General features: G+C 63.0%; 21 protein-coding genes. 8 read left to right on the plus strand and 13 right to left on the minus strand.

The window, feature by feature from the left end:
* Positions 1 to 335 precede the first annotated feature (335 nt).
* Positions 336 to 1,178 (plus strand): SAM-dependent methyltransferase, encoded by an 843-nt coding sequence (locus B0G74_RS21755; RefSeq protein ID WP_132376762.1) that lies wholly within the window; start codon positions 336 to 338, stop codon positions 1,176 to 1,178.
* A gap of 44 nt (positions 1,179 to 1,222) precedes the next feature.
* On the opposite strand, the gene B0G74_RS21760 is transcribed toward B0G74_RS21755, so the two are convergent.
* Positions 1,223 to 1,777: a DUF1415 domain-containing protein gene (locus B0G74_RS21760; RefSeq protein WP_132376763.1), complete on the minus strand. Its 555-nt coding sequence runs from the start codon at positions 1,775 to 1,777 to the stop codon at positions 1,223 to 1,225.
* 111 nt (positions 1,778 to 1,888) lie between these two features.
* Entirely contained in the window at positions 1,889 to 2,551 is a 663-nt protein-coding gene (locus B0G74_RS21765) for a TetR/AcrR family transcriptional regulator (RefSeq protein WP_132376764.1), read from the minus strand.
* Between the two features lie 155 nt (positions 2,552 to 2,706).
* Here B0G74_RS21765 and B0G74_RS21770 point away from each other — a divergent pair, with 155 nt between their 5' ends.
* Together B0G74_RS21770 and B0G74_RS21775 are read left to right on the plus strand one after the other, a co-directional pair.
* Positions 2,707 to 3,990, plus strand: a complete 1,284-nt coding sequence (locus tag B0G74_RS21770; RefSeq protein WP_132376765.1) for an MFS transporter — start codon at positions 2,707 to 2,709, stop codon at positions 3,988 to 3,990.
* Positions 3,991 to 4,167: 177 nt separating this feature from the next.
* Positions 4,168 to 4,761 (plus strand): nitroreductase family protein, encoded by a 594-nt coding sequence (locus B0G74_RS21775; protein WP_132376766.1) that lies wholly within the window; start codon positions 4,168 to 4,170, stop codon positions 4,759 to 4,761.
* A gap of 54 nt (positions 4,762 to 4,815) precedes the next feature.
* Here the strand turns inward: B0G74_RS21775 and B0G74_RS21780 are convergent, their stop codons facing one another.
* Positions 4,816 to 6,291, minus strand: a complete 1,476-nt coding sequence (locus B0G74_RS21780; protein ID WP_132376767.1) for an MFS transporter — start codon at positions 6,289 to 6,291, stop codon at positions 4,816 to 4,818.
* Between the two features lie 188 nt (positions 6,292 to 6,479).
* Between B0G74_RS21780 and B0G74_RS21785 the strand changes: the two genes are divergently transcribed.
* A complete protein-coding gene (locus B0G74_RS21785; protein WP_132376768.1) occupies positions 6,480 to 7,730 on the plus strand; it encodes an Hsp70 family protein in 1,251 nt (416 codons plus the stop codon).
* A gap of 111 nt (positions 7,731 to 7,841) precedes the next feature.
* Here B0G74_RS21785 and B0G74_RS21790 read toward each other — a convergent pair whose 3' ends face one another.
* Positions 7,842 to 8,045: a cold-shock protein gene (locus B0G74_RS21790; protein WP_007180251.1), complete on the minus strand. Its 204-nt coding sequence runs from the start codon at positions 8,043 to 8,045 to the stop codon at positions 7,842 to 7,844.
* 484 nt (positions 8,046 to 8,529) lie between these two features.
* Between B0G74_RS21790 and B0G74_RS21795 the strand changes: the two genes are divergently transcribed.
* On the plus strand, positions 8,530 to 10,125 hold the full coding sequence (locus B0G74_RS21795; protein WP_132376769.1) for an APC family permease: 1,596 nt from the start codon (positions 8,530 to 8,532) through the stop codon (positions 10,123 to 10,125).
* A gap of 87 nt (positions 10,126 to 10,212) precedes the next feature.
* Here the strand turns inward: B0G74_RS21795 and B0G74_RS21800 are convergent, their stop codons facing one another.
* The 7 genes from B0G74_RS21800 to B0G74_RS21830 all read right to left on the minus strand — a co-directional run bounded on the left by B0G74_RS21800 (position 10,213) and on the right by B0G74_RS21830 (position 16,361).
* The gene (locus B0G74_RS21800) at positions 10,213 to 10,998 is read right to left on the minus strand and encodes a class III extradiol ring-cleavage dioxygenase (RefSeq protein WP_132376770.1); all 786 of its coding nucleotides are present in this window, start codon (positions 10,996 to 10,998) and stop codon (positions 10,213 to 10,215) included.
* A 157-nt stretch (positions 10,999 to 11,155) separates the two neighbouring features.
* The gene (locus B0G74_RS21805; protein WP_132376771.1) at positions 11,156 to 11,761 is read right to left on the minus strand and encodes a UbiX family flavin prenyltransferase; all 606 of its coding nucleotides are present in this window, start codon (positions 11,759 to 11,761) and stop codon (positions 11,156 to 11,158) included.
* Positions 11,762 to 11,805: 44 nt separating this feature from the next.
* Positions 11,806 to 12,117: a Grx4 family monothiol glutaredoxin gene (gene grxD / locus B0G74_RS21810; protein ID WP_012434475.1), complete on the minus strand. Its 312-nt coding sequence runs from the start codon at positions 12,115 to 12,117 to the stop codon at positions 11,806 to 11,808.
* A gap of 118 nt (positions 12,118 to 12,235) precedes the next feature.
* Positions 12,236 to 13,087 carry a peptide chain release factor N(5)-glutamine methyltransferase gene (prmC, locus tag B0G74_RS21815; protein WP_132376772.1) on the minus strand — a complete coding sequence of 284 codons (852 nt, stop codon included), beginning with the start codon at positions 13,085 to 13,087 and terminating at the stop codon, positions 12,236 to 12,238.
* A gap of 7 nt (positions 13,088 to 13,094) precedes the next feature.
* A complete protein-coding gene (prfA, locus tag B0G74_RS21820) occupies positions 13,095 to 14,177 on the minus strand; it encodes a peptide chain release factor 1 (RefSeq protein ID WP_132376773.1) in 1,083 nt (360 codons plus the stop codon).
* 123 nt (positions 14,178 to 14,300) lie between these two features.
* Positions 14,301 to 15,587 carry a glutamyl-tRNA reductase gene (gene hemA, locus B0G74_RS21825; protein ID WP_132376774.1) on the minus strand — a complete coding sequence of 429 codons (1,287 nt, stop codon included), beginning with the start codon at positions 15,585 to 15,587 and terminating at the stop codon, positions 14,301 to 14,303.
* Positions 15,588 to 15,650: 63 nt separating this feature from the next.
* Entirely contained in the window at positions 15,651 to 16,361 is a 711-nt protein-coding gene (locus B0G74_RS21830; RefSeq protein WP_132376775.1) for a response regulator transcription factor, read from the minus strand.
* Between the two features lie 204 nt (positions 16,362 to 16,565).
* Between B0G74_RS21830 and B0G74_RS21835 the strand changes: the two genes are divergently transcribed.
* The 3 genes from B0G74_RS21835 to B0G74_RS21845 are packed head-to-tail and all read left to right on the plus strand — an operon-like array spanning position 16,566 to position 19,309.
* Positions 16,566 to 16,820: a hypothetical protein gene (locus B0G74_RS21835; RefSeq protein ID WP_132376776.1), complete on the plus strand. Its 255-nt coding sequence runs from the start codon at positions 16,566 to 16,568 to the stop codon at positions 16,818 to 16,820.
* Positions 16,821 to 16,839: 19 nt separating this feature from the next.
* Positions 16,840 to 18,654 carry an aminopeptidase P family protein gene (locus B0G74_RS21840; protein WP_132376777.1) on the plus strand — a complete coding sequence of 605 codons (1,815 nt, stop codon included), beginning with the start codon at positions 16,840 to 16,842 and terminating at the stop codon, positions 18,652 to 18,654.
* A gap of 31 nt (positions 18,655 to 18,685) precedes the next feature.
* Complete coding sequence (locus tag B0G74_RS21845; protein ID WP_132376778.1) at positions 18,686 to 19,309, plus strand: HAD family phosphatase; 624 nt, start codon at positions 18,686 to 18,688, stop codon at positions 19,307 to 19,309.
* 191 nt (positions 19,310 to 19,500) lie between these two features.
* Here B0G74_RS21845 and B0G74_RS21850 read toward each other — a convergent pair whose 3' ends face one another.
* Complete coding sequence (locus tag B0G74_RS21850) at positions 19,501 to 20,622, minus strand: DUF748 domain-containing protein (RefSeq protein ID WP_132376779.1); 1,122 nt, start codon at positions 20,620 to 20,622, stop codon at positions 19,501 to 19,503.
* Positions 20,623 to 20,905: 283 nt separating this feature from the next.
* The gene (gene ettA, locus B0G74_RS21855; protein WP_132377022.1) at positions 20,906 to 22,573 is read right to left on the minus strand and encodes an energy-dependent translational throttle protein EttA; all 1,668 of its coding nucleotides are present in this window, start codon (positions 22,571 to 22,573) and stop codon (positions 20,906 to 20,908) included.
* Between the last annotated feature and the right edge of the window lie 30 nt (positions 22,574 to 22,603).

The following is a 22,603-nucleotide window of genomic DNA, read 5'->3' on the forward strand; positions in this document are numbered from 1 at the left end:
CGCTGCTGGTTACGTAACGTTCGGCCCGTGTTCCGGGACCGTCCTCCCCACATTCATTCGGTTCGCGTGGTGAAAGCCACGGCCGCAGCCCGTTGTTATAGGCGGCACGGCCGGCACCATCGGGCCCGGCCGTCACGCAAGCTGCTTTTGCGCCTTTCTGGAACCTTCCGCGTGACACTTTTTACGCAGGAAGTGTTCCAGTTGATGCCCTTTATCACATGCTTCGCGCGGCTCCTTCGGTCAGCAAGCCGCACTTTGGGTAAACTGGCAGCAACTTTTCCCTTTTTCCGTCACCTGTCGCACGTTCACGTTGCAATTCTTGGCGGTTTCCCCCGATGTCCAGCAAAACGCACGAAATCCGTCCGAACCAGTCCGTCGAGTTGTTGAAGGAGCTTCACATCCTCACGCGCGACGGCAAGATGAATCAGGACAGCCGCCGCAAGCTGAAACAGGTCTATCACCTGTTCCAGTTCATCGAGCCGCTGCTCAAAGACCTCAAGGACAAGCAAGGCGCCGTTACCCTCGTCGATCACGGCGCGGGCAAGTCGTATCTAGGTTTTATCCTGTATGACCTTTTCTTCAAGGAGTTTCAGGAAGATGCGGGTGTTGCGTCACATATATACGGCATTGAGACGCGCGAGGAGCTCGTCGCGAAGTCGGAAGAGCTGGCTGGAAGGCTGGGTTTCACGGGCATGTCGTTTCTGAATCTGTCAGTGGCGGACTCGATCACGTCGGACCGCTTGCCGGCCCAGATCGACATCGTCACGGCGCTGCACGCCTGCAATACCGCGACCGACGACGCGCTGCGCTTCGCGCTCGAAAAGAAGGCGAAGTACATCGTGGTCGTGCCGTGCTGTCAGGCCGAGGTGGCGGGGGTGTTGCGGCAGAACAAGGGCAAATCGCTCGGCAACGCCTTGACGGAGATCTGGCGGCATCCGTTGCACACGCGGGAGTTCGGGAGCCAGATCACGAACGTGCTGCGGTGTTTGCAGCTCGAAGCGCACGGGTATCAGGTCAGCGTGACCGAACTGGTGGGCTGGGAGCATTCCATGAAGAATGAACTGATCATCGCCCAATACAAGGATCTGCCGAGACGCCGGCCGACCGAGCGCTTGAACGAGGTGATGGAAACGCTTGGGATCGAGGAACTGAAGGAACGGTTCTTTGTTTCGGCCTGATCGGACGGCGTGGCGCGCTGGCTCGTTGCGAGCCGCTGCGTGAACTAGGGCTTCATCAACGCGGCCCAGCCGGCCAGGCCGATTCGCCGGAGCGTTTCCTGATTCCGCTCGTAAATCTCTTCCGCATCGGGAAAAGCCTGAACCGCGCGTTCAATGCTGTCTTCGCGCAGCAGATGCAAGATCGGATAGGGCGCGCGATTCGTGTAGTTCTCGATATCGTCGGGCTCGCTGCCTTCGAACTGGTAAAAGGGATGGAAGCTCGCGATCTGAACGATGCCTTCGAGCCGAAGCTGCTTGAGCATGCGTTCGGCGAAAAACAGGCAGTCGTTGTAGTCGAGAAAATCGCTGAGCGCCTGCGGCACGATCAATAGCGTCGTATCCACGGCATCCGGGTTGGCGGCGACCAGCGTCTGAAGCTCGGTTTCCAGGTCGGCCAGCACACCTTCCATGTCCACGGCATCGCTGACGGCGTAGCGAATCTGCCCCTTTACGTGGACTGCCTTCGCGAACGGACACAAGTTGAGCCCGATCACGGCCTCGGTCAGCCAGTGACGAGTAGCGGCAACAACGGCATCGTGGGATTCGGCGGGCAACGGCATGGCGGGTGGCGCGGGAGATAAAGCGCCATTTTAGCGGGGCGGATGGGCATCGATTCGCGCCTCGCGCAAACGATTCGCGCCTCGCGCAAACAGAACCGCAAAGCAGACAATTCAGTCAGTCGACGACGCCGACGCCGACGCCGACGCCGCGCCGCACGCCGCGGCGATCAACTGCGCGGCGACCTTCGGCGCGGCCAGAATGGGCCCGCAACCGGGGCCGTACGTCTGGCTGGCCGCATACACGCCTTCGATCATCAGACCGAGCGCATTGGCGAGCGCGACCGGATCATCGGCGCCCGCCGCCGTCGTCAGTTCCGTGAGTCGCGCCATCAGGCGCGCTTTGTTGTGAAACACGAACTGCCGCGCCGGATGCGCCGTGTCCGGAAACTCCACCGACACGTTCACGAAGGGACAGCCGCGATAGTCGTCGATCGACGCGCGCACCGCGAGGTCGTCGAAATATTGCTGAAGCTGCCGGGCCGGCTCGCCCGGATGTGTGGCGAAGCTCCTCTCCACGTAGCCGAAAAACTGCTCGTCCTTGCGGTCCAGATAAGCCATGACCAACTCGTCCTTCGACGAAAACTGCCGGTACAGGCTCATCTTGTTCACGCCGGCGCGCTCGACCACCGCGTCCACCCCGACGGCTCGCACACCCTCGCGATAGAACAGCTCGTCCGCGGCACGGAGCAAGTGCTGTTGCGCCTGCGGCCCGGCGGTCTGCGCGCCGCGCGAGCGACGGGCCGCGGCCGGTTTGAGGGATTCACTGTCGGACATGGAAGACCACCTGAAATCAATTAACGCCTTGACATGTTACCGACCAGTAACTAAGATCGCAACACCTATTGTGACTGATCTGTCACAAATCCTTTACCGAACGCGTAACAATACAAGCGGCGACGCCTGCGGGGCAGGTGTCGATTGGAGAACCGATGAACTGGGCAGCAAAACTGATTGGCGGACGTTTCCACTACGGCTGGTTGACCGTCGCCGTGGTGTTTCTGGTACTGCTGGCGGCAGCCGGCACGCGCGCCACGCCGAGCGTGATGATGGTGCCGCTCGAGCATCAATTCGGCTGGAGCCGCGCAACGATCTCGTTGGCGATTTCCGTGAACATCGCCCTGTACGGTCTGATGGGACCGTTCGCGGCGGCGGCAATGCAACGTTTCGGTGTGCGCCCCACGTTGTTGGCCGCGCTCGGCACGATGGCGGCCGGTGTGGGCCTCTCGTCGCTGATGACGCACCCGTGGCAGATGATATTGATCTGGGGTGTGATGGTCGGCGGCTCGACGGGTGTCGCGGCGCTGTCGTTGTCGGCGACGGTGGTCACGCGCTGGTTCACCACGCACCGCGGCCTCGTCATGGGCATTCTCACGGCAAGCTCGGCAACCGGCCAACTGGTGTTCCTGCCGATGCTCGCGGCCATCGCCGAGCACTACGGCTGGCGGCAAGTGGTGTGGGTCGTCGCCATTGCGGCCGCGATCGTGATTCCGCTGGTTGCGTTTCTGTTGCCGGAGCGCCCGGCCGACATGAAGCTGCGTCCTTATGGCGAGCCACACGATTCGCCCATCAACAGCACGGTCACCAAACAGAACCCGCTGGCAATCGCCTTCGGCACACTCGCTATGGCGAGCAAGACCCGCGACTTCTGGCTGCTGTTTTTCAGCTTCTTTATCTGCGGCGCGAGCACCAACGGCTACGTCGGCACCCATCTGATCGCGATGTGCGGCGACTACGGCATGACGGAAGTGCAGGGCGCCTCGCTGCTCGCCGCAATGGGCATCTTCGATCTGTTCGGCACGACTCTTTCGGGCTGGCTGTCGGACCGCTTCAATAGCCGCGTGCTGCTGTTCTGGTACTACGGTCTGCGCGGGTTGTCGCTGATGTTTCTGCCGCACGCGTTCGGCATCGACTTCTTCGGTCTGCCGCTGTTCGCCGTGTTCTACGGCCTTGACTGGATCGCAACCGTGCCGCCGACAGTGCGTCTGGCCACCGACGTCTACGGCAAGGAATCAGCGCCGGTGGTGTTCGGCTGGGTCGTCGCCGGCCATCAACTCGGCGCGGCGTTCGCGGCGCTCGGCGCGGGCATGCTGCGCGCGAGCCTCGGCACCTATACGGTAGCGTCGATGATTTCTGGCGGCTTGTGCCTCGTGGCTGCGGTGATCGTGTTGCGGATCAACCGGCCCGCCAAGGTGCCGGAACCGCAGGCGGCATAAAACCGCCGCGGCGATCCGAGCATCGCGAGAACCACGGCCCCGCGAGGGGCCGTTTCGCTATCGCAGCCGGCACTAAACAAACTGCTCGCTTGTTGGCGCACGCGCGCTGAAGCCCGGTTATGCTATGTGACCCCGGGCAGTTGCCCGTCGATCATGAATTTCGACTGAGAGAAGCGCATGACCCATAAACCCGCCCCTACCGCAATTGCCATTCACGAGCTGATTGCAGGCCGCTGGAGCCCGCGCGCGTATTCGAGCGAGCCGGTGAGCCGCGAGCATCTGCAAGCCGTGCTCGAAGCGGCACGCTGGGCGCCGTCTTCGTACAACGCGCAGCCGTGGCGTTTTCTCGTATTCGACCGCAGTGTCGATGAAGTCTCGTTCAAGCAGGCTTTTGCCACACTGGTGCCGTTCAACCAGGGCTGGAATGCGCCGGCGCCGGTGCTGATCGCGGTGACCACACACACGCTCACCAACAAGGGCGACGTGAATCGCTGCGCGCCGTACGACGCGGGCGCCGCGGCGATGGCGCTGGTATTGCAGGCGCACGCGCTCGGACTTGCCGCGCACCAGATGAGCGGCTTCGACCCGAACGCGTTCCGCACGGCATTCAAGCTGCCGAGCGACGTCGACGTGATCGCGATGATTTCGCTCGGCCACTACGGCGACGTCGACAAGCTGGATCCGGTGTTGCGCGAGCGCGAGAAGTCGGTGCGTCAGCGTCTGCCGCTGGCGGAAATCGCCTATGCTGGCGGCTGGAAGAAGGCGTTCTGAGCGGCCTGCGATTTGTGAGTTGAAGTAGAACGCGCGGCGACAACCGCGCGTTTTTTATTCCACATCCTCCGCGACGCTCGACAACGGCGTAGCTACGCTCTCCAGCGACTTGCGCTCCGCGTCCACGCCCCAGATCGCCGCGATCACCGCCGCCGCGAGCATCAGCCCCGAGCCGACGAGATAGCCCGAAAACACTTCGCTGCGCTGATGCGTGTCGATCAGCCGGCCGAAGAATGCCGGCCCGGCGATGCCGCCGAGCGCCGTGCCGAACGCGTAGAAAACCGCAATGGCCAGCGCGCGAATTTCCAGCGGAAACGATTCGCTGACGGTCAGATAAGCCGAGCTCGCAGCTGCCGACGCGAAGAAGAAAATCACCATCCACGCAATCGTCTGCGTCACGACGGTGAGCATATGCTGCTCGAAGAGGTAACCGCTGAGCGTCAGCAGAATGCCGGAGATCGCGTAAGTCGCCGCGATCATCTTGCGCCGCCCGATGACATCGAAGAGCCTGCCGAGCAGCAGCGGTCCGAGGAAATTGCCGAGCGCGAAGGGCAGCAGATACCAGCCGATGTGGTCGCCCGGCACGTGGTAGAAATCGGTGAGCACCAGCGCGTAGGTGAAAAAGATCGCGTTGTAGCAGAACGCCTGCGCGGTCATCAGCGACAGGCCGACCAGCGCGCGCCGTCGATGCACGTTGAAGAGCGTATGGAATACCTCGCGCAGCGGCGTATGTCCGCGAGCACGCAGCCGCAGGCGCAGGAGGCCTTCGCCGGAGAGCGTGTGACCTTCGTGGCGAAAGCGCGTTTCGATGCCTTCGACGATCGCGCGCGCGTCGCGCTCGTCGCCGTGCGTGAGCAGCCAGCGCGGGCTTTCGGGCAGCCAGATGCGCATCGGCAGAATCCCTAGCGCGAGCACCGCGCCGATGAAGAAGCAGGCGCGCCAGCCCCAGTCGGCCGGCAGCAGATGCGGATCGAGCAGCACCAGCGAACCGGCCGCGCCGAGCCCCGCGCCGACCCAGAACGTGCCGTTGATGCCGAGATCGGTCCAGCCGCGCACGCGCGCCGGGGTGAATTCCTGGATCGTCGAATTGATCGCCGTGTATTCACCGCCGATCCCGGCGCCGGTCAGGAAGCGAAACAGCAGAAAGCTGGCTAGATTCCACGACAGCGCGGTTGCCGCAGTCGCTGCCAGATACAGCGCGAGCGTGATGAAAAACAGCTTGCGGCGGCCCAGCCGGTCGGTCAGCCAGCCGAATCCCAGTGCGCCGAGCACCGCGCCGGCGATGTAGGCGCTACCGGCCAAGCCGACGTCGGCGTTGGAAAAGTGCAACGATGGGCTAGACTTCAACGCACTCGCAACCGCGCCCGCCAGCGTGACTTCCAGACCGTCGAGCAGCCACGTCACGCCAAGCGCCACCACGAGCAGCGAGTGAAAGCGGCCCCACGGCAGACGGTCGAGCCGCGAGGGCAGATCGCTTTCGACGACCGTGGCGTTTTTTTCGTGAACAGTGGCAGTAGGCGGCGCGCTCATTGCTTGAAGTCCCCTCAATTCCGAAAATTGGCGGCGTATCCTGTCAAAATGAGCAATATTCGTTCCGTCGATCTGGGTTCTTCCATTATCTGGAGCGTGCCCAAGCGTCAGTTGATGCTTATTGGGCTTTCGTGTTACAAAGCCGCTCCCCTTTCTGTCCGCGCCAGCCGTGAGCGGCGATTCCTGCCATGAACTATTGCGCGATTGACTTCGGTACTTCCAACTCGGCTGTGGCCGTTCCTGTCGGCGGCGCGCTCAAGCTCGCGCCGGTCGAGGGCGCCTACACGACGTTGCCCACTTCGGTCTTTTTCAACACCGACGAGAACACTCGCGAATTCGGGCGGGCGGCGCTAGCAGCCTACATCGACGGCTTCGACGGCCGCCTGATGCGCTCGATGAAGAGCATTCTGGGCTCGCCGCTCGCCGAGAACTCCACCGACCTCGGCGACGGTTCCGCGATCAAGTACACGGATGTGATCGCGATTTTCGTCGAGCACCTCAAGCGCTCGGCCGAAACAAGCGCTGGCGGCGCGATTCATCGCGCCGTGCTGGGCCGCCCGGTGTTTTTCGTCGACGACGATCCGCGCGCCGATCAGATGGCGCAACAACAGCTCGAAGCCGCTGCGCGCTCGGTCGGCCTGCGGGAAATTCACTTTCAGTATGAGCCGATCGCGGCCGCGTTCGACTACGAATCGCATCTGACGGAAGAAGGGCTCGTGCTGGTGGCCGACATCGGCGGCGGTACCTCGGACTTTTCGCTGGTACGGGTCGGGCCGGAGCGGATGAAGCGCGTCGAGCGTAAGGACGACGTGCTCGCGCACCACGGCGTGCACGTCGCCGGTACGGATTTCGACCGGCGCGTGGAACTGGTGACGATCCTGCGCGAACTGGGCTATCAGACGCTGGACCCGGAAGGCCGCGAAATCCCGAACCGGATCTATTTCGATCTGGCGACCTGGCATTTGATCAACACCGTCTACGCCCCGAAGCGCGTCAGTGAACTCGCGCTGATGCGGCACCTGTTCACGGAGGTCAAGCACCATGACCGGCTGATGCGCGTCGTGGACCGCCGGTTGGGCCACGCGCTGGCGGCGCATGCGGAAGAGGCGAAGATCGGCGTGGCGGCGGGTGGAGAGACCGTGATCGACCTCGATGAAGTGGAAGACGACCTGCGCCTCGCGTTCGACGAGGTGCAACTCATCAAGGCCGGCCACGACGAAACGGTCCGCATCGTGCAGGCGGCGCGCGACACGGTGCAGGCGGCCGGCGTCGCGACACGCGACGTCAACGCGATTTACTTTACGGGTGGTTCGACCGGATTGGCGTTTTTATCGGGCGCATTGGCGGCGGCATTTCCGGATGCCAAAGCAGTATTCGGCGACCGACTTGCGAGTGTCGCGACTGGACTCGGTATTCACGCGCGGCGTCTATTCGGATAACCGAAATCACCAATCGCATACTGCGAAGATAATCACCATTCGCAATAGCGATGGATATAAAAAAACCCCGCCGAGGCGGGGTTTTTTTGCGTCCAGAAGGAAGCGTGTTGCTTACACCGGCTTGATGTTAGCAGCTTGCTTGCCCTTCGGGCCCGTCTTCACTTCAAACGTAACCTTTTGGTTTTCTTGCAGCGTCTTGAAGCCTTCCGTGCGGATTTCCGAGAAATGCGCGAACAGATCTTCGCCGCCGCCGTCCGGCGTGATGAAGCCAAAGCCCTTTGCGTCATTGAACCACTTGACGGTACCGGTTTCCATATTACTTGTTCCTAAAGATGGTAAATAAGGCCGAAGCCCAGAGGGTGCATGAAAATCAAGGAAGGGGGTAATGGGACCAACCGGAGTACCGTTGATGGGCGAACTACGAAAGACCAATTCACTCGCCGCTTGAAATCCTGCCCGAACGTTATACGGCGATTTCGAGAGAAGGTCAACAGTCTCCCCACAACTTTACAAACTTTTGTCAGCCTGGCGTAAAAGTTGCTTACAAAGCTTGCTATTCGTCTGAATTTTTTGCTAGGGAGAACCCTTGGTTTCGCTGCAGAGGCTGGGTGCAACCGTTAAACTACGCGCCTCGCGTCGGTTGCACCTGTCTGGAACGGGGGCCGTCGCGTACGAATGCGCGTCACCCGTCTGCAACGCCCCAAGGCGATGTCACGCGGTGCCGTCATGGTTCTGCAGCAAACTTGCATGGGGTGGAGGGAGTGCCGAGGCGCTCACTCCGGCCGACACAGGAGAAGACGTGAAAAGTTCTATACAACGGAACATTGGGCCGTTCGCGCTGATGCTGACGGGCTTGGGTTCGATCATCGGGTCCGGCTGGCTGTTCGGCGCGTGGAAGGCCGCAAAAATTGCCGGTCCCGCTGCCATTTGTGCATGGGTGATCGGCGCGGTCGTGATTCTCGCGATCGCATTGACCTACGCGGAACTCGGCGCGATGTTCCCGGAGTCCGGCGGCATGGTGCGTTACGCGCGCTATTCGCACGGTGCGCTGGTCGGTTTCATTAGCGCATGGGCCAACTGGATCGCGATTGTCTCGGTGATTCCCATCGAGGCTGAAGCGTCCATCCAATATATGAGTACGTGGCCCTATCCCTGGGCGCATGCGCTATTCGTGGATGGCTCATTAACTACGAATGGGTTATTGCTATCCGCTGCGCTCGTGATCATTTACTTCATGCTGAACTACTGGGGCGTGAAACTGTTCGCGCGCGCCAACTCGGCGATTACGATTTTCAAGTTCCTGATTCCCGGCGCGACGATCCTCGGCTTGATGCTGACGGGCTTCCACAAGGAAAACTTCGGCGAAGCGAGCACCTTCGCACCGTACGGCTGGTCAGCGGTGCTGACGGCCGTGTCGACGAGCGGCATTGTGTTCGCGTTCAACGGTTTCCAGAGCCCGATCAATCTCGCGGGTGAAGCGCGCAATCCGGCCAAGAGCGTGCCGTTCGCGGTGATCGGCTCGATCCTGCTCGCGCTGGTGATCTACGTGCTGTTGCAGGTCGCGTATATCGGCGCGGTGAACCCGAGCGACGTGATGAAGGGCTGGAGCCACTTCAACTTCGCTTCGCCGTTCGCGGAACTTGCGATCGCGTTGAACCTGAACTGGCTGGCAATTCTGCTGTACGTCGACGCATTCGTCAGCCCGAGCGGCACCGGCACGACCTATATGGCGACCACGAGCCGCATGATCTACGCAATGGAACGCAACAACACCATGCCGAAGATGTTCGGCAACGTGCACCCGTTCTACGGCGTGCCGCGTCAGGCGATGTGGTTCAACCTGCTGGTGTCGTTCATTTTCCTGTTCTTCTTCCGCGGCTGGAGTTCGCTCGCGGCGGTGATCTCGGTCGCAACGGTGATTTCGTATCTGACCGGCCCAATCAGCCTGATGGCCCTGCGCCGCGCGGCGACGGACCTCGATCGTCCGCTGCATATCCCGGGCATGAAGATCATTGCGCCGTTCGCGTTCGTCTGCGCGTCGCTGATCCTGTACTGGGCGAAGTGGCCGCTGACCGGCGAAATCATTCTGCTGATGGTCGTCGCGTTGCCGGTGTACTTCTACTTCCAGGCAAAGTCGGGCTTTGCCGGCTGGGGGCGTGATCTGAAGGCGGCGTGGTGGCTGGTCGCCTATCTGCCGGTGATGGCGATTCTGTCGCTGATCGGCAGCAAGCAGTTCGGCGGTCACGACCTCATCCCTTACGGCTGGGATATGGTGGTGGTGATCGCGTTTTCGCTGGTGTTCTACTACTGGGGCGTGACGAGCGGTTATCGCTCGGAATATCTGGACGAGCGCACAGAGCACGACGAAGTGCTCGAAGGCATGGGCGCGCATTAAGGTGCTGCGCTGAAGTCTGTAAAAAACCCCCGCCTGAGTTGCTCAGGCGGGGGGGGTTTCTTTTCTGCCGCGCTTATTGACTCTGCGTCAGGCGGTGCCAAACACGTAGTTCGTCATGGCCAGCGAGCGCTGGTAGGTCCCAAGCGACTGGATGGCCAGCGAGTAATCGTCGTCCGCCGCGCCCAATGCGGCGAAGACCGGCAGCAGATGCTCGTCGGTGGGATGCATCAGCACGGCGTGCGGCGCCTGGCGGCGGTAGTCGAGCAGCGCGTCGATATCGTGCGCGGCGAGCTTTTCCTCGAACCAGTCAGTGAATTCGGCGACGCGCGGATCGGCGTCTTCAGGGCGCGCGGAAAAGTCGGCGGCGCGCAGGTTGTGCGTGATCTGGCCGGAGCCGATCACCATCACGCCGTCGTCTTTCAACGACCGCAGCGCCCGGCCGACGCGGAAGTGATGCGCCGCGTCCATGTGCGGCTGGATCGACAACTGGGCGACGGGTACGTCTGCATCCGGAAACATGAGCAGCATCGGCACCCATGCGCCGTGGTCGAGTCCGTGCGGCTGCGCGCCCGTGAGGATGCCGTTTTCGCCAAGCAGCACCGCCGCGCGGCGCGCCACATCGGGCGCGCCAGGAGCCGGATACTGAATTTCGTACAGCTGACGCGGAAAGCCGTAGAAATCGTGGATTGTCTCCGGCGCCGTGGACGTGCTCGCCACCGGCTGCGCCGTGCCCCAATGGGCCGACAGCATCAGCACGGCTTGCGGACGCGGTAACTGGGCGCTCAGCGCGCCGAATTCGGCGGACGGCAGCGACGGGTCGATCGGCAGCGTGGGCGCGCCGTGGGACAGGAAAAGCGAAGGTAAGCGGTTCATGGCAGCAGCGCAGCCGCGAAAGGCGGCGCAGAGATTGGGTTGCTACCAATATAGAGCTGAACCGCGATTTGATAAACGGGCGAAAACAGAATTGATTGTGTCGCAGATGTTTTGAATCCGTGTGTATGCACGGTCATCATACGCTGCGGTTAAGGCGCTATTCCTGCACGCCGCGCAGCCCGGCCCACGCCGGCGACAAAGCCGGTCCGAGCGCGAATAGATCCAGCACGCGCGCCACGGTGTGATCGACCATTTCGTCGATGGAGGCGGGTCGGTTGTAGAAAGCAGGCAAGGGCGGGAAGATCACGCCGCCCATTTCGGTGACGGCCGTCATATTGCGCAGATGCGCAAGATTGAACGGCGTCTCGCGCACGAGCAGCACGAGGCGGCGGCGCTCCTTGAGGGTAACGTCGGCGGCGCGCGTGATCAGGTTGTCCGAGAAACCGTGCGCGACGCTGGCGAGCGTCTTCATCGAGCAAGGGGCGACGATCATGCCGTCGGTGGCAAACGAACCGGACGCGATGCTCGCGCCGACGTCGCGCACCGAATGAACGACATCCGCGAGCGGATGCACGTCTTCTTTGCTCAACCGGAGTTCGTGCTGAATATTGAGCCAGCCCGCGCTCGAAATCAGCAGATGGCTCTCGACGCCGCCCAGCCTGCGCAGCGTTTCGAGTATCCGGATGCCGTAGATGGCACCGGTCGCGCCGGTAATCGCGACGATCAGCCGGCGTGGCGCCGCAGCCGCAGCGCGTGTTTCCATGGCTCGCGGCGCCTTGGGGATAGAAGCGTGTGGACCGTGGCCGCTCAGGCCGCGGCGAACAGTTGCTGCAGTTCGCCCGATTCGTACATTTCCATCATGATGTCCGAGCCGCCGACGAATTCGCCCTTCACGTAGAGCTGCGGAATAGTCGGCCAGTTCGAGAACTGCTTGATGCCCTGGCGGACTTCGTCGTCTTCCAGGACGTTGACGGTCTTGATCTCGCCGACGCCGCACGCCTTCAGGATCTGGATGGCGCGGCCCGAGAAGCCGCACATCGGGAACTGAGCAGTGCCCTTCATGAAGAGGACGACGTTGTTCTCGTCGACGATTTGCTTGATGCGTTGTTGCGTATCCATGACTGACCTTGCGGTTCCGTTATGTGTAGGGAATAGGCTGAAATGATAGCGGATTTCGATACGGCCGGCCGAGCGCCGCTTTGTCCGTGCAGCGTTTGTGGATATTAGGCGATGCGCGTCAGGTGTCCAAACGCCCGCCGCTGATCCGCTCGATGCCGGCCAGGTCCCGCTCCGAGCGGACTTGCGCGAAACCTTGCGCCGTCAGCAGCGCGCGCACGGCTTCGGCCTGATCGTAGCCGTGCTCGATCCACAATACGCTATCGGCGGCGAGCCGTGTGGGCGCACCGGCGATGATGGCGCGGATCGCGCTGAGCCCGTCGGCTTCGTCGGTGAGCGCGCCGCGCGGTTCGAAGCGCAGATCGCCTTCGTCCAGATGCGGATCGCCGCTCGCGATATACGGTGGATTGCTGACGATCAGGTCAAAGCGCAAGGTGGCGTCGAGCGAGTCGTACCAGTCGCTTTGCGTTAATGCCAAGGCGCCGCCGGGCCGTTTCGCGTCGAGCAGCCGGGCGGCGTTGCGTGTGGCGATCGCCAGCGCTTCGGCGGAACGGTCGAGCGCCCAGACTTGCGCGTCGGGCCGCATCGATGCGATCGCGACGGCAATGGCGCCGGTGCCCGTGCCGAGATCGAGCACGCGAGGCCGCGAGAGGTTTTCCAGCGCCGTCAGCGCAGTTTCGACCAGCAGTTCGGTTTCGGGGCGCGGAATCAGCACGTGTGGTGTGACTTCGAAATCCAGCCCGAAAAATTCCCGGGCGCCGACCAGTTGCGCTACCGGCTCGCCCGCTACGCGCCGTGCTTCCAGCGCCTGGTAACGCTCGACAAACTCGTCGCTGAGCGCTTCGTCGCTGCGCGTAATCAGCTGCGTGGGCCGCCAGTCGAGCACATGCGTGAGCAGGATGCGCGCTTCGAGCAGCGGCAGCGGCGAGGCGCGCAACAAAGCGGCGGGCGTGTTGGGCGTGGTCGAACTCATGCGCGCTTTAGTCCGCGTCGCCCAGCGAGGCCAGCAACTCGGCCTGATGCTCGCTGACGAGCGCCGCGATCAGTTCGTCGAGATCGCCGTCCATGATTGCGTCGAGGCGGTAGAGCGTCAGGTTGATGCGGTGATCCGTCAGACGCCCTTGCGGGAAGTTGTACGTGCGAATCCGCTCCGAGCGGTCGCCCGAGCCGATCAGGCTCTTGCGCGTGGCGGCTTCCTTCGCCTGCTGCTCGTGCGATTGCTTGTCCTTGATGCGCGCGGCCAGCACCTTCAGCGCGCGGTCCTTGTTCTTGTGCTGCGAACGGTCGTCCTGACATTCGACGACGATACCCGTCGGCAAGTGCGTGATGCGCACTGCGGAATCGGTCTTGTTGATGTGCTGCCCGCCCGCGCCGGAAGCGCGAAACGTGTCGATCCGCAAATCGGCCGGATTGATCTCGACTTCGCCGATTTCGTCCGCTTCCGGCATGACCGCGACCGTGCACGCCGACGTATGAATGCGGCCTTGGGTTTCAGTCGCCGGCACGCGCTGCACGCGATGGCCGCCGGACTCGAACTTGAGCTTCGAATAGGCGGCTTCGCCCGCGATCCGCACGATCACTTCCTTGTAGCCGCCCAGATCCGATTCGCTCGCCGACATCATCTCGACTTGCCAGCGGTTGCGCTCGGCAAAGCGCAGGTACATGCGCAGCAGGTCGCCCGCGAACAGCGCGGACTCGTCGCCGCCCGTTCCGGCACGGATTTCGAGAAAGATGTTGCGATCGTCGTTCGGGTCTTTCGGCAGCAGCATTTTCTGCAACTCGGCGCCGAGTTTTTCCATGCGCTCGCGCGCCGCGCGAATTTCATCTTCGGCGAAGTCGCGCATCGACACATCGGCCAGCAATTCCTGCGCGGTGGCCGCGTCGTTCATGGCCTGGCGCCACAGCGCGTAGTGGTCGACCACCGGCCCGAGCTCGGCGTGTTCCCGCGTGAGCTTGCGGTATTGGTCGAGATTCGAGGTGATGTCCTCGCGGCTCAACAGATCATTCAGTTCGGCCAGCCGGGTAGTGAGCTGGTCGAGCTTGCGTTGCATGCTCGTTTTCATCGGACGGGTATCGGAGCGGGCTCCGGCAAGGACGACGACTAGGGGAGTGGGCGGATGCCCTGGTCAGAAGCATGTCGCGGGCCACTTGCGAGTAGCCCGGACAGCGCGGCGGTGGCTGCGCCGCTAACGCTCCGTGGAACCGGAGTGTTTGTAGAAACCGCTCATGAGTTCGATGAGCGTGTCACGGTTCTCGCTGCTCGCACGATTGAGCGCGTGCGTGGGACCGTGGATCAGTTTATTGGTGAGCGATTGCGACAGCGCTTCGAGCACGGCGGCCGGATCGTCGCCGCGTGCGAGCATTTTCTGCGCGCGTTCGACTTCGGCACGGCGCAGCACGTCGGCTTGCGTGTGCATATGGCGGATCACCGGCACGATGCTGCGCGCGTCCAGCCATTGCATGAAATTCTGCACGCGCGTTTCGATGATCGCTTCGGCCTGCGCGACCGCGGCTTGCCGCGACGCATTGCCTTCGCGGACGATCGCGCCGAGGTCGTCGACGGTGTACAGGAACACGTCTTCGAGCTTGCCGACTTCGGGTTCGATATCGCGCGGAACGGCCAGATCGACCATGAAAATCGGCCGGTGGCGGCGCGCTTTGACAGCCCGCTCGACCGCGCCCAAGCCGATGATCGGCAAGGTGGACGCCGTGCACGACACGATAATGTCGAACTCATGCATGCGCGACGGCAGCTCCGACAGCGGAATGGCCCGGCCGTTGAAGCGTTCGGCGAGACGCGTGCCGCGCTCGGCCGTGCGGTTGGCGACTACGAGTTCCTTCGGCTGCTGCGCGGCGAAATGCGTGGCGCACAACTCGATCATTTCGCCTGCGCCGATGAACAGCACGCGCTGGTTCGAGACCTTGTCGAAAATCCGTTGGGCGAGGCGCACGGCGGCAGCTGCCATGGAAACCGACTGCGCGCCGATTTCAGTCGTGCTGCGCACTTCCTTCGCCACGGCGAAGGTGCGCTGAAACAGCTGGTTCAAATAGGTGCCGAGAGCGCCGGCTTCCGACGCGGTACGCACCGCATCCTTCATTTGTCCGACGATTTGCGTCTCACCCAGCACCATCGAATCCAGCCCGGACGCGACGCGGAACGCGTGACGCACGGCTTCCGATTGCGGCAGCGCGTAGACGTGCGGCGCGAGTTGGTCGATGGGCAGGTTGTGGTACTTGGACAGCCACTGGATCGCGGCTTCGCGCGCGGCCTGGTCGTCGGTCGCGCAGTAAAGTTCGGTGCGATTGCACGTGGACAGAATTGCCGCTTCCGGCGCCGTGCGGGCCGACGGCCCCAGCCAGACGCTCTTGAAGGTGTCCAATGCAGGCTTGATCTGTTCGAGCGGAAACGCCACGCGTTCGCGCAGGGCGACAGGCGCAGTGTGGTGATTGATTCCGATCGTTAGAAGCTGCATTTGGGGGAGCTATGGTCTAGCCCAATATTATAGCGTTTCCACGATTTTCACATTGTGCGTGTCTTATTCCGCGTTTACAACGGCTTCCGGCGGGATCGCGTCGAGTTGATAGCCGTAGCCATACAGCGGCGTCAGGCAATAGCCGTGTTCAGGATGAAGCTGCAATTTGCTGCGCACGCGCGACGCGTGCGTGTCGACCGTGCGCGACCTTACGTCGCGGCGGCGCGTCCAGACGTTTTCAAGAATATGCGCTCGCGACACCGGCCGCGAGAGATTGCTGAACAGCAGCAGCGCGAGGTGGAATTCCTTTGGCGTGAGCGTGACCGTTTGCTTACGGAATGTGACGGCAAATTGCGCCGCATCGAACGCATATTCGCCGATGACGTCGCGCCGCCGGTTGGGCAGCCGCCGCAAGCCGGCACGGCGCAACAGCGCGTCCACGCGGGCAAGCATCTCCGGACCGCGGACCGGTTTGGTCAGGCAGTCGTCGGCGCCGGCGTGCAGCGCGGCGACAATCTGGCTTTCGCGTGGCGCCGACATCAGCACGATCACCGGCAAACCCGGCAGGATGGCGCGGGCGCGCGCGATGACGTCTTCGGCGGAGTGGTCGCCGGCCCAGCTTTCGGTGATGAGAAGGTCGAAGAATTCTTCGCTGGCGCGCGTCAGAAACGGCACGCTTGCGATGAAGTGCTGACACAGATGACCGCCGGCGAAGACCAGCCGGCCGACCAGTTCAGCATGCCGCAAGTCCGGCTCGATAAGGGCGATTCGCATGACGCACTTTCAGCGTGGCAACGACCGGGGACCAGGCTTTTCCGTAAGGCTCACAGCTTGCCTAACATCACCCCGACCCCTAAACTCAACCGCTATGCGGAAAGCGCCGTGCTGAACTTCTATAGTTAATGAGACAAAAATGCTAGCTGTGTTGGCCCCTTGCGCCCATGAGACGAATCCGAAACTGCGCGAGGCCAGCCGTTAATGGGGTGGCCCGGCCTTGTAGTGTTGGGCGCGGCGATCGGCCTCGCGGGCTGGTGGTTGCATCCGCTGCGACGCGCGAGCCGCGCCCGGTGGTGGGTGGCGCTGCTGGCCGGCGTGCTGGGCGCGACCGTCGCGCACATGGCCGGCAATGTGATTGGTCTCTTCCATGACGGTGATACGCTCGAATGGCCGGTTTGCACCGCCGTCGCGTTGATCGCCGTCGCCGTGACGGTCGGCTTGCTTTCCCGTCGATGAATATTTGCAGGTGACTCCGATGAATGCCCGACTCCCCGAAACTTCCTCCATTCCCGAACGTCTTGCCACCTTGCGCAACGCAATGGCGCGCGAAGGCGTCGCCGCCTACCTGGTGCCGTCCGCCGACCCGCATCTGTCCGAGTATCTGCCTGGGCGCTGGCAAGGCCGGCAGTGGCTGTCCGGCTTCACCGGCTCGGCCGGCACGCTGGTCGTGACCGCGGACTTCGCCGGCGTCTGGACAGACAGCCGTTATTGGGAACAGGCCAATGCGCAACTAGCCGGCACCGGCGTTCAGTTGATGAAGATGACCGGCGGCCAGCAGACCGTGCCGCATTTCGAATGGCTCGCTCAGAACGTGCCGGCAGGCGCCACGGTCGGCGTGGACGGCGCCGTGCTCGGCGTGGCGGCGGCGCGGGCCTTGAGCCAGGCGCTGAGCGCGCGCGGCGTGCAACTGCGCACCGACGTCGATCTGTTCGACGCGATCTGGCCGCAGCGTCCGTCGCTGCCGGCGGCCGCCGTGTTCGAGCACGCCGCGCCGCATGCGAGCGTCGCCCGGTCGGACAAGCTCGCGCAAATTCGCCGCGCAATGGCGGACAAAGGCGCGCAATGGCACTTCATCTCCACGCTCGACGACCTCGCGTGGCTGCTGAATCTGCGCGGCGCCGACGTCAGCTACAACCCGGTGTTCGTGGCCCACGCGCTGATCGGTGTCGACCACGCGTCGCTGTTCGTCGCCGACGGCAAAGTGCCGCAGGCGTTGGCCGATGCGCTGGCGAAAGACAATATCAGCGTCGAGCCGTATGCGAAGGCCGCGGACGCGCTGGCCGCGCTGCCCGCCGGCAGCACGCTGCTGATCGACCCGCGCCGCATCACGTTCGGCTCGCTGCAATCCGTGCCGTCGACGGTTACGGTGGTCGAAGCCGTCAATCCGTCCACCTTCTTCAAATCGCGCAAGACCGCGGCGGAAGCCGAGCATGTGCGCGAGACGATGGAACAGGACGGCGCGGCGCTGGCGGAATTTTTCGCGTGGTTCGAAGGGGCGCTGGGCCGCGAGACGATCACCGAACTCACCATCGACGAGCGTCTGACGGCGGCTCGCGCGCGCCGTCCGGGTTTCGTGTCGCTGAGCTTTGCGACGATCGCCGGCTTCAACGCGAACGGCGCGATGCCGCACTACCGCGCCACCCAGGAATCGCATTCGGTGATCGAAGGCAACGGCCTGTTGCTGATCGATTCCGGCGCGCAGTATCTGAGCGGCACGACCGACATCACGCGCGTGGTGCCGATCGGCACCGTCAGCGAAGCGCAGCGACGCGATTTCACGATCGTGCTGAAGGGCACCATGGCGTTGTCGCGCGCGCAGTTCCCGCGCGGCATCCGTTCGCCGATGCTCGACGCGATCGCCCGCGCGCCGATCTGGGAAGCCGGCGCCGATTACGGTCACGGCACCGGCCACGGCGTGGGCTATTTCCTGAACGTGCACGAAGGCCCGCAGGTGATTTCGCACTACGCGCCGGCCGAACCGTGGACCGCGATGGAAGAAGGCATGATCACCTCGGTCGAACCGGGCATTTACCGTCCGGGCAAATGGGGCGTACGGATCGAGAATCTCGTGCTGAACGTGCCGGCCGGTCAAACCGAGTTCGGCGATTTCCTCAAGTTCGAGACGTTGACGCTGTGCCCGATCGACACGCGCTGCCTCGATCTGTCGCTGCTGCGCGAGGACGAACGCGCGTGGCTGAACGCGTATCACGAGACCGTGCGTACTCGCCTGACGCCGCACGTGTCCGGCGACGCCAAAGCGTGGTTGGAGTTGCGCACGCAACCCATCTGATCGCGATCGGAAATCAGCTTACGGAGAGTGCATGGCCATCAAGGCAGTGGTGTTCGATTTCGGCGGCGTGCTGATCGACTGGAGCCCGGAGTATCTGTATCGGGAACTGATCCCTGACGAGACCGCGCGCCGCTGGTTCCTGACTCACGTCTGCTCGATGGACTGGGTGATCCGTCAGGACGGCGGCCAGCCGATCGTCGAGGCCACCGCGGAACTGGTTGCGAAGTTTCCCGATCACGAAGCGCTGATCCGCGCGTTCTACGAACGCTGGCACGACATGGTGGCCGGCGTGCTGGAAGAGGGTGTGGCGATCATGGAAAAGCTCGAAGCGGCCGAGGTGCCGCTCTTCGGGCTGACCAACTGGTCGGCGGAGACATTTCCGTATGCGTGGGAGCATTACCCGGTGCTGCGGCGGTTTCGCGACATCGTCGTCTCGGGGCGAGTGAAGATGGTGAAGCCAGATCCGGCCATTTTCGCGGCCATGCGCGAACGGATCGAGGCGCAAATGCCGGGCATCGAGCCCGGCGAACTCGTCTTCATTGACGACAACCTGAAGAACGCGGAGGCCGCAACCGCGCTCGGCTGGCACGGCGTGCATCACACCAGCGCCGCGCGAACCGAAGCGAAACTGCGCGAGTTGGGGCTGCCGGTTTAAGGCTGGGACGGTTCCGAAGAGATAGCGAGGCAGCTGCGTTCCAGTTTCAGCGCGTCTCGCAAATTGAAGGGAGACTGCGCGAGCTTGGGCCAGCAGTTCGAAGCTCGTGCGTTTCTGGCAGCAAAGCGGCGCGGCCGCGCTCCAACGGCGCTGCTTTAACTCTGCCCGCATCGACGCAGTTTTGCCCCGGCCTACTGCCCAAGCAGATTTTTCAACGCGTTCCCTAAGCCTTTCACAGTTTCCCCCGCGCCCTTTGCCACGCCCTCGACGCTCACTCCGAGCGCCTTCGCAAAGCCGGTGCCGATGCGCTTCATCAGGCCTTCCTGCACCGAGAATTTCGGGTCGCGCAAATTCCCATCCAGCACGAAATGCAACGTGATGTCGCCGTTGTGCGACTTGAGCGCGGCGACCGCAGCCTTGGTCGGAATCGACATGAAGGTGTCGAGCGGGTTGCCGGTGTCGGCGAGCTGCAGATTGTGGACCGTCACCGTGCCGGGTGCGTGCAACTGATAGTTGCGTACCGTCGAGTCGACCGTCAGGTCAATCGTGCCGCCGGTCACTTGCGCCTTGGTGCCGGCCTTTTTGATCAGGTACGGGTCGAGCATCACGATGTCGACGCCGCGCAGTTTGCTGGTGGTCTGCGAATCCTTGCTGGCGATCTTGATCCAGCCGGCGAACGACACGGTGCCCGTATGCGCCGGGCCTTTGATCGAGCCCGTGACATTGACGTTGGTCGGCTCAGTGAGGGCGGGCAGGTGCAGATTGTCGACGGTCGCGTTGGCATTGCTGACCGTCACTTTGAACGGCGGCGGCCCAACCGTCATGTCGTAGAAGTGGAAGTTGCCCTGCTCGAAGCTGATGTGATCGACCTGCTTTTCGCGGGGCGTGGACGCCGCCGCGCCGCTGGCTTCGATGTCGTATCGGTTCACCGATTCCCGCAGATTCGGCATCAAGCGAATCGTGCCGTCTTTGGTGCGCAGCACGGCGATATCGAAGCCGCGCACCACGACGCTACGGATATGCATGCGCCGCGCGATCAGATCGCGAATATCGGGCGTGACGGTGATTTCGTCCGCCCGTAGCGGATCGCCGGCCGGCCAACCGGGCGGCGCTTTGAGAAGAACGTTGGTGAGATGAACCGAGGTGAGGCCGACGTCGATGGTTTCGGCGCTGCCCAAGGGACCGAGCGCCGCGATCACGCGCTCCTTGACCTCGCGTTGCGCGAACTGCAAGGCGCCAACCACGACGACGATCAGCACCAGCAGCACGCCGCCCACGGCGACGGCCCAGCGCTTGCCCTTCGACATCGCCATGCTTGCCTCCTCGTCACCGCGTGGCGCGCGGCGTGGCAGTGATCGGCCTTGTGCGCTCATCGGGTGGGCGCGCCTAGAGATGTTCGTCCGGGCGGAACGAGGAATGCACGCGTCTCGCCGCGATGACGTGTATCACGCCATGACACGCAATGCGTGTGCCCTACCGCTCATACCGTCGACGCCAGGTGTTTGCGGCGCACGCCACGCTCGAGTGCCTTGAAAAACGGCCGTCGAGGCGGCCTGCGCGTCAGCCCAGCCAACGCGCAGGCCAGCCGGTCTCAGCTTATCGTGTGATCGGCTTGTAACGCAGACGCTTCGGACGCGCCGCTTCTTCACCCAGACGAGCGCGCTTGTCCGCTTCGTATTCCTGGTAGTTGCCGTCGAAGAACGTGATTTGCGAATCGCCTTCGAACGCGAGGATGTGCGTGGCGATCCGGTCGAGGAACCAGCGATCGTGCGAGATGACCATCACCGAGCCGGCGAACTCGAGCAAGGCGTCTTCGAGCGCGCGCAGCGTTTCGACGTCCAGATCGTTCGACGGTTCGTCGAGCAGCAGCACGTTGCCGCCCGCGATCAGCGTCTTGGCCAGGTGCAGCCGGCCGCGCTCACCGCCCGACAGGTTGCCGACCACCTTCTGCTGGTCGCCGCCCTTGAAGTTGAAGCGGCCGATGTACGCACGCGACGGCGTTTCGTACTTGCCGACTGTCAGCACGTCGGCGCCGCCGGAGATTTCCTCGAACACGGTCTTCGAACCGTCCAGCGCGTCGCGGCTTTGATCCACGTACGCGAGCTTGACGGTCGGGCCTTGCACGATCTCGCCCGAATCCGGCTGTTCGCGCCCGGTCAGCATGCGGAACAGTGTCGACTTACCCGCGCCGTTCGGCCCGATGATGCCGACGATCGCGCCCGCCGGAACCTTGAAGCTGACGTTGTCGAGCAGCAGACGGTCGCCATACGACTTGCTGACATTCTTGAACTCGATCACTTCATTGCCCAGACGATCGCCGACCGGGATGAAGATTTCCGAGGTCTCGTTGCGCTTCTGGTAATCCTGGCTGTTCAGTTCCTCGAAGCGGGCGATACGCGCCTTCGACTTCGCCTGACGGCCCTTCGGGTTCTGGCGCACCCACTCCAGTTCTTTCTTGATCGCCTTCTGACGCGCCGACTCCGACGATTCTTCCTGCTTCAGGCGCTCTTCCTTCTGGTCGAGCCAGCTGCTGTAGTTGCCCTTCCACGGAATGCCGTGGCCGCGGTCGAGTTCGAGAATCCACTCGGCGGCGTTATCGAGGAAGTAGCGATCGTGGGTCACGGCGACCACGGTGCCCGGAAAGCGCGTGAGGAACTGTTCGAGCCAGTCGACCGATTCCGCATCCAGGTGGTTGGTCGGCTCGTCGAGCAGCAGCATGTCCGGCTTTTCGAGCAGTAGCTTGCACAGCGCGACGCGACGCTTTTCGCCGCCCGACAGATGTTCGATCTTCGCGTCCCAGGCCGGCAGGCGCAGCGCGTCGGCGGCGATTTCGATCTGCTGCTCGGCGTTGCCGCCGTCGGAGGTGGCGAGGATCGCTTCGTACTTCGCCTGTTCGGCGGCGAGCGCGTCGAAGTCGGCGTCCGGTTCGGCGTAGGCCGCGTAGATTTCGTCGAGCTTCTTTTGCGCGTTGAACACGTCGCCGAGACCTTCCTCGACCGCTTCACGCACTGTCTTGTTCGGATCGAGTTGCGGTTCCTGCGGCAGATAGCCGATGTTCAGGTTCGGCATCGGCGTGGCTTCGCCTTCGATGTCCTTGTCCACACCGGCCATGATGCGGATCAGCGTCGACTTGCCCGAGCCGTTCAGGCCGAGCAGGCCGATCTTCGCGCCGGGGAAAAACGACAGCGAGATGTCTTTCAGGATTTGACGCTTGGGCGGCACGATCTTGCCGACCCGGTTCATGGTGAAGACGTATTGGGCCATTTGCTTGCAATAGACGTTGACGACGCCGGC

It is taken from the genome of Paraburkholderia sp. BL9I2N2 (genome assembly GCF_004339745.1).
Lineage (GTDB): Bacteria > Pseudomonadota > Gammaproteobacteria > Burkholderiales > Burkholderiaceae > Paraburkholderia.

Excerpts from the sequence above, each read along its gene's own strand:
- B0G74_RS21755 (WP_132376762.1), top strand. The coding sequence starts at position 336 with ATGTCCAGCAAAACGCACGAAATCCGTCCGAACCAGTCCGTCGAGTTG.
- B0G74_RS21760 (WP_132376763.1), bottom strand. The coding sequence starts at position 1,777 with ATGCCGTTGCCCGCCGAATCCCACGATGCCGTTGTTGCCGCTACTCGT.
- B0G74_RS21765 (WP_132376764.1), bottom strand. The coding sequence starts at position 2,551 with ATGTCCGACAGTGAATCCCTCAAACCGGCCGCGGCCCGTCGCTCGCGC.
- B0G74_RS21770 (WP_132376765.1), top strand. The coding sequence starts at position 2,707 with ATGAACTGGGCAGCAAAACTGATTGGCGGACGTTTCCACTACGGCTGG.
- B0G74_RS21775 (WP_132376766.1), top strand. The coding sequence starts at position 4,168 with ATGACCCATAAACCCGCCCCTACCGCAATTGCCATTCACGAGCTGATT.
- B0G74_RS21780 (WP_132376767.1), bottom strand. The coding sequence starts at position 6,291 with ATGAGCGCGCCGCCTACTGCCACTGTTCACGAAAAAAACGCCACGGTC.
- B0G74_RS21785 (WP_132376768.1), top strand. The coding sequence starts at position 6,480 with ATGAACTATTGCGCGATTGACTTCGGTACTTCCAACTCGGCTGTGGCC.
- B0G74_RS21790 (WP_007180251.1), bottom strand. The coding sequence starts at position 8,045 with ATGGAAACCGGTACCGTCAAGTGGTTCAATGACGCAAAGGGCTTTGGC.
- B0G74_RS21800 (WP_132376770.1), bottom strand. The coding sequence starts at position 10,998 with ATGAACCGCTTACCTTCGCTTTTCCTGTCCCACGGCGCGCCCACGCTG.
- B0G74_RS21805 (WP_132376771.1), bottom strand. The coding sequence starts at position 11,761 with ATGGAAACACGCGCTGCGGCTGCGGCGCCACGCCGGCTGATCGTCGCG.
- grxD (WP_012434475.1), bottom strand. The coding sequence starts at position 12,117 with ATGGATACGCAACAACGCATCAAGCAAATCGTCGACGAGAACAACGTC.
- prmC (WP_132376772.1), bottom strand. The coding sequence starts at position 13,087 with ATGAGTTCGACCACGCCCAACACGCCCGCCGCTTTGTTGCGCGCCTCG.
- prfA (WP_132376773.1), bottom strand. The coding sequence starts at position 14,177 with ATGAAAACGAGCATGCAACGCAAGCTCGACCAGCTCACTACCCGGCTG.
- hemA (WP_132376774.1), bottom strand. The coding sequence starts at position 15,587 with ATGCAGCTTCTAACGATCGGAATCAATCACCACACTGCGCCTGTCGCC.
- B0G74_RS21830 (WP_132376775.1), bottom strand. The coding sequence starts at position 16,361 with ATGCGAATCGCCCTTATCGAGCCGGACTTGCGGCATGCTGAACTGGTC.
- B0G74_RS21835 (WP_132376776.1), top strand. The coding sequence starts at position 16,566 with ATGGGGTGGCCCGGCCTTGTAGTGTTGGGCGCGGCGATCGGCCTCGCG.
- B0G74_RS21840 (WP_132376777.1), top strand. The coding sequence starts at position 16,840 with ATGAATGCCCGACTCCCCGAAACTTCCTCCATTCCCGAACGTCTTGCC.
- B0G74_RS21845 (WP_132376778.1), top strand. The coding sequence starts at position 18,686 with ATGGCCATCAAGGCAGTGGTGTTCGATTTCGGCGGCGTGCTGATCGAC.
- B0G74_RS21850 (WP_132376779.1), bottom strand. The coding sequence starts at position 20,622 with ATGGCGATGTCGAAGGGCAAGCGCTGGGCCGTCGCCGTGGGCGGCGTG.
- ettA (WP_132377022.1), bottom strand. The coding sequence starts at position 22,573 with ATGGCCCAATACGTCTTCACCATGAACCGGGTCGGCAAGATCGTGCCG.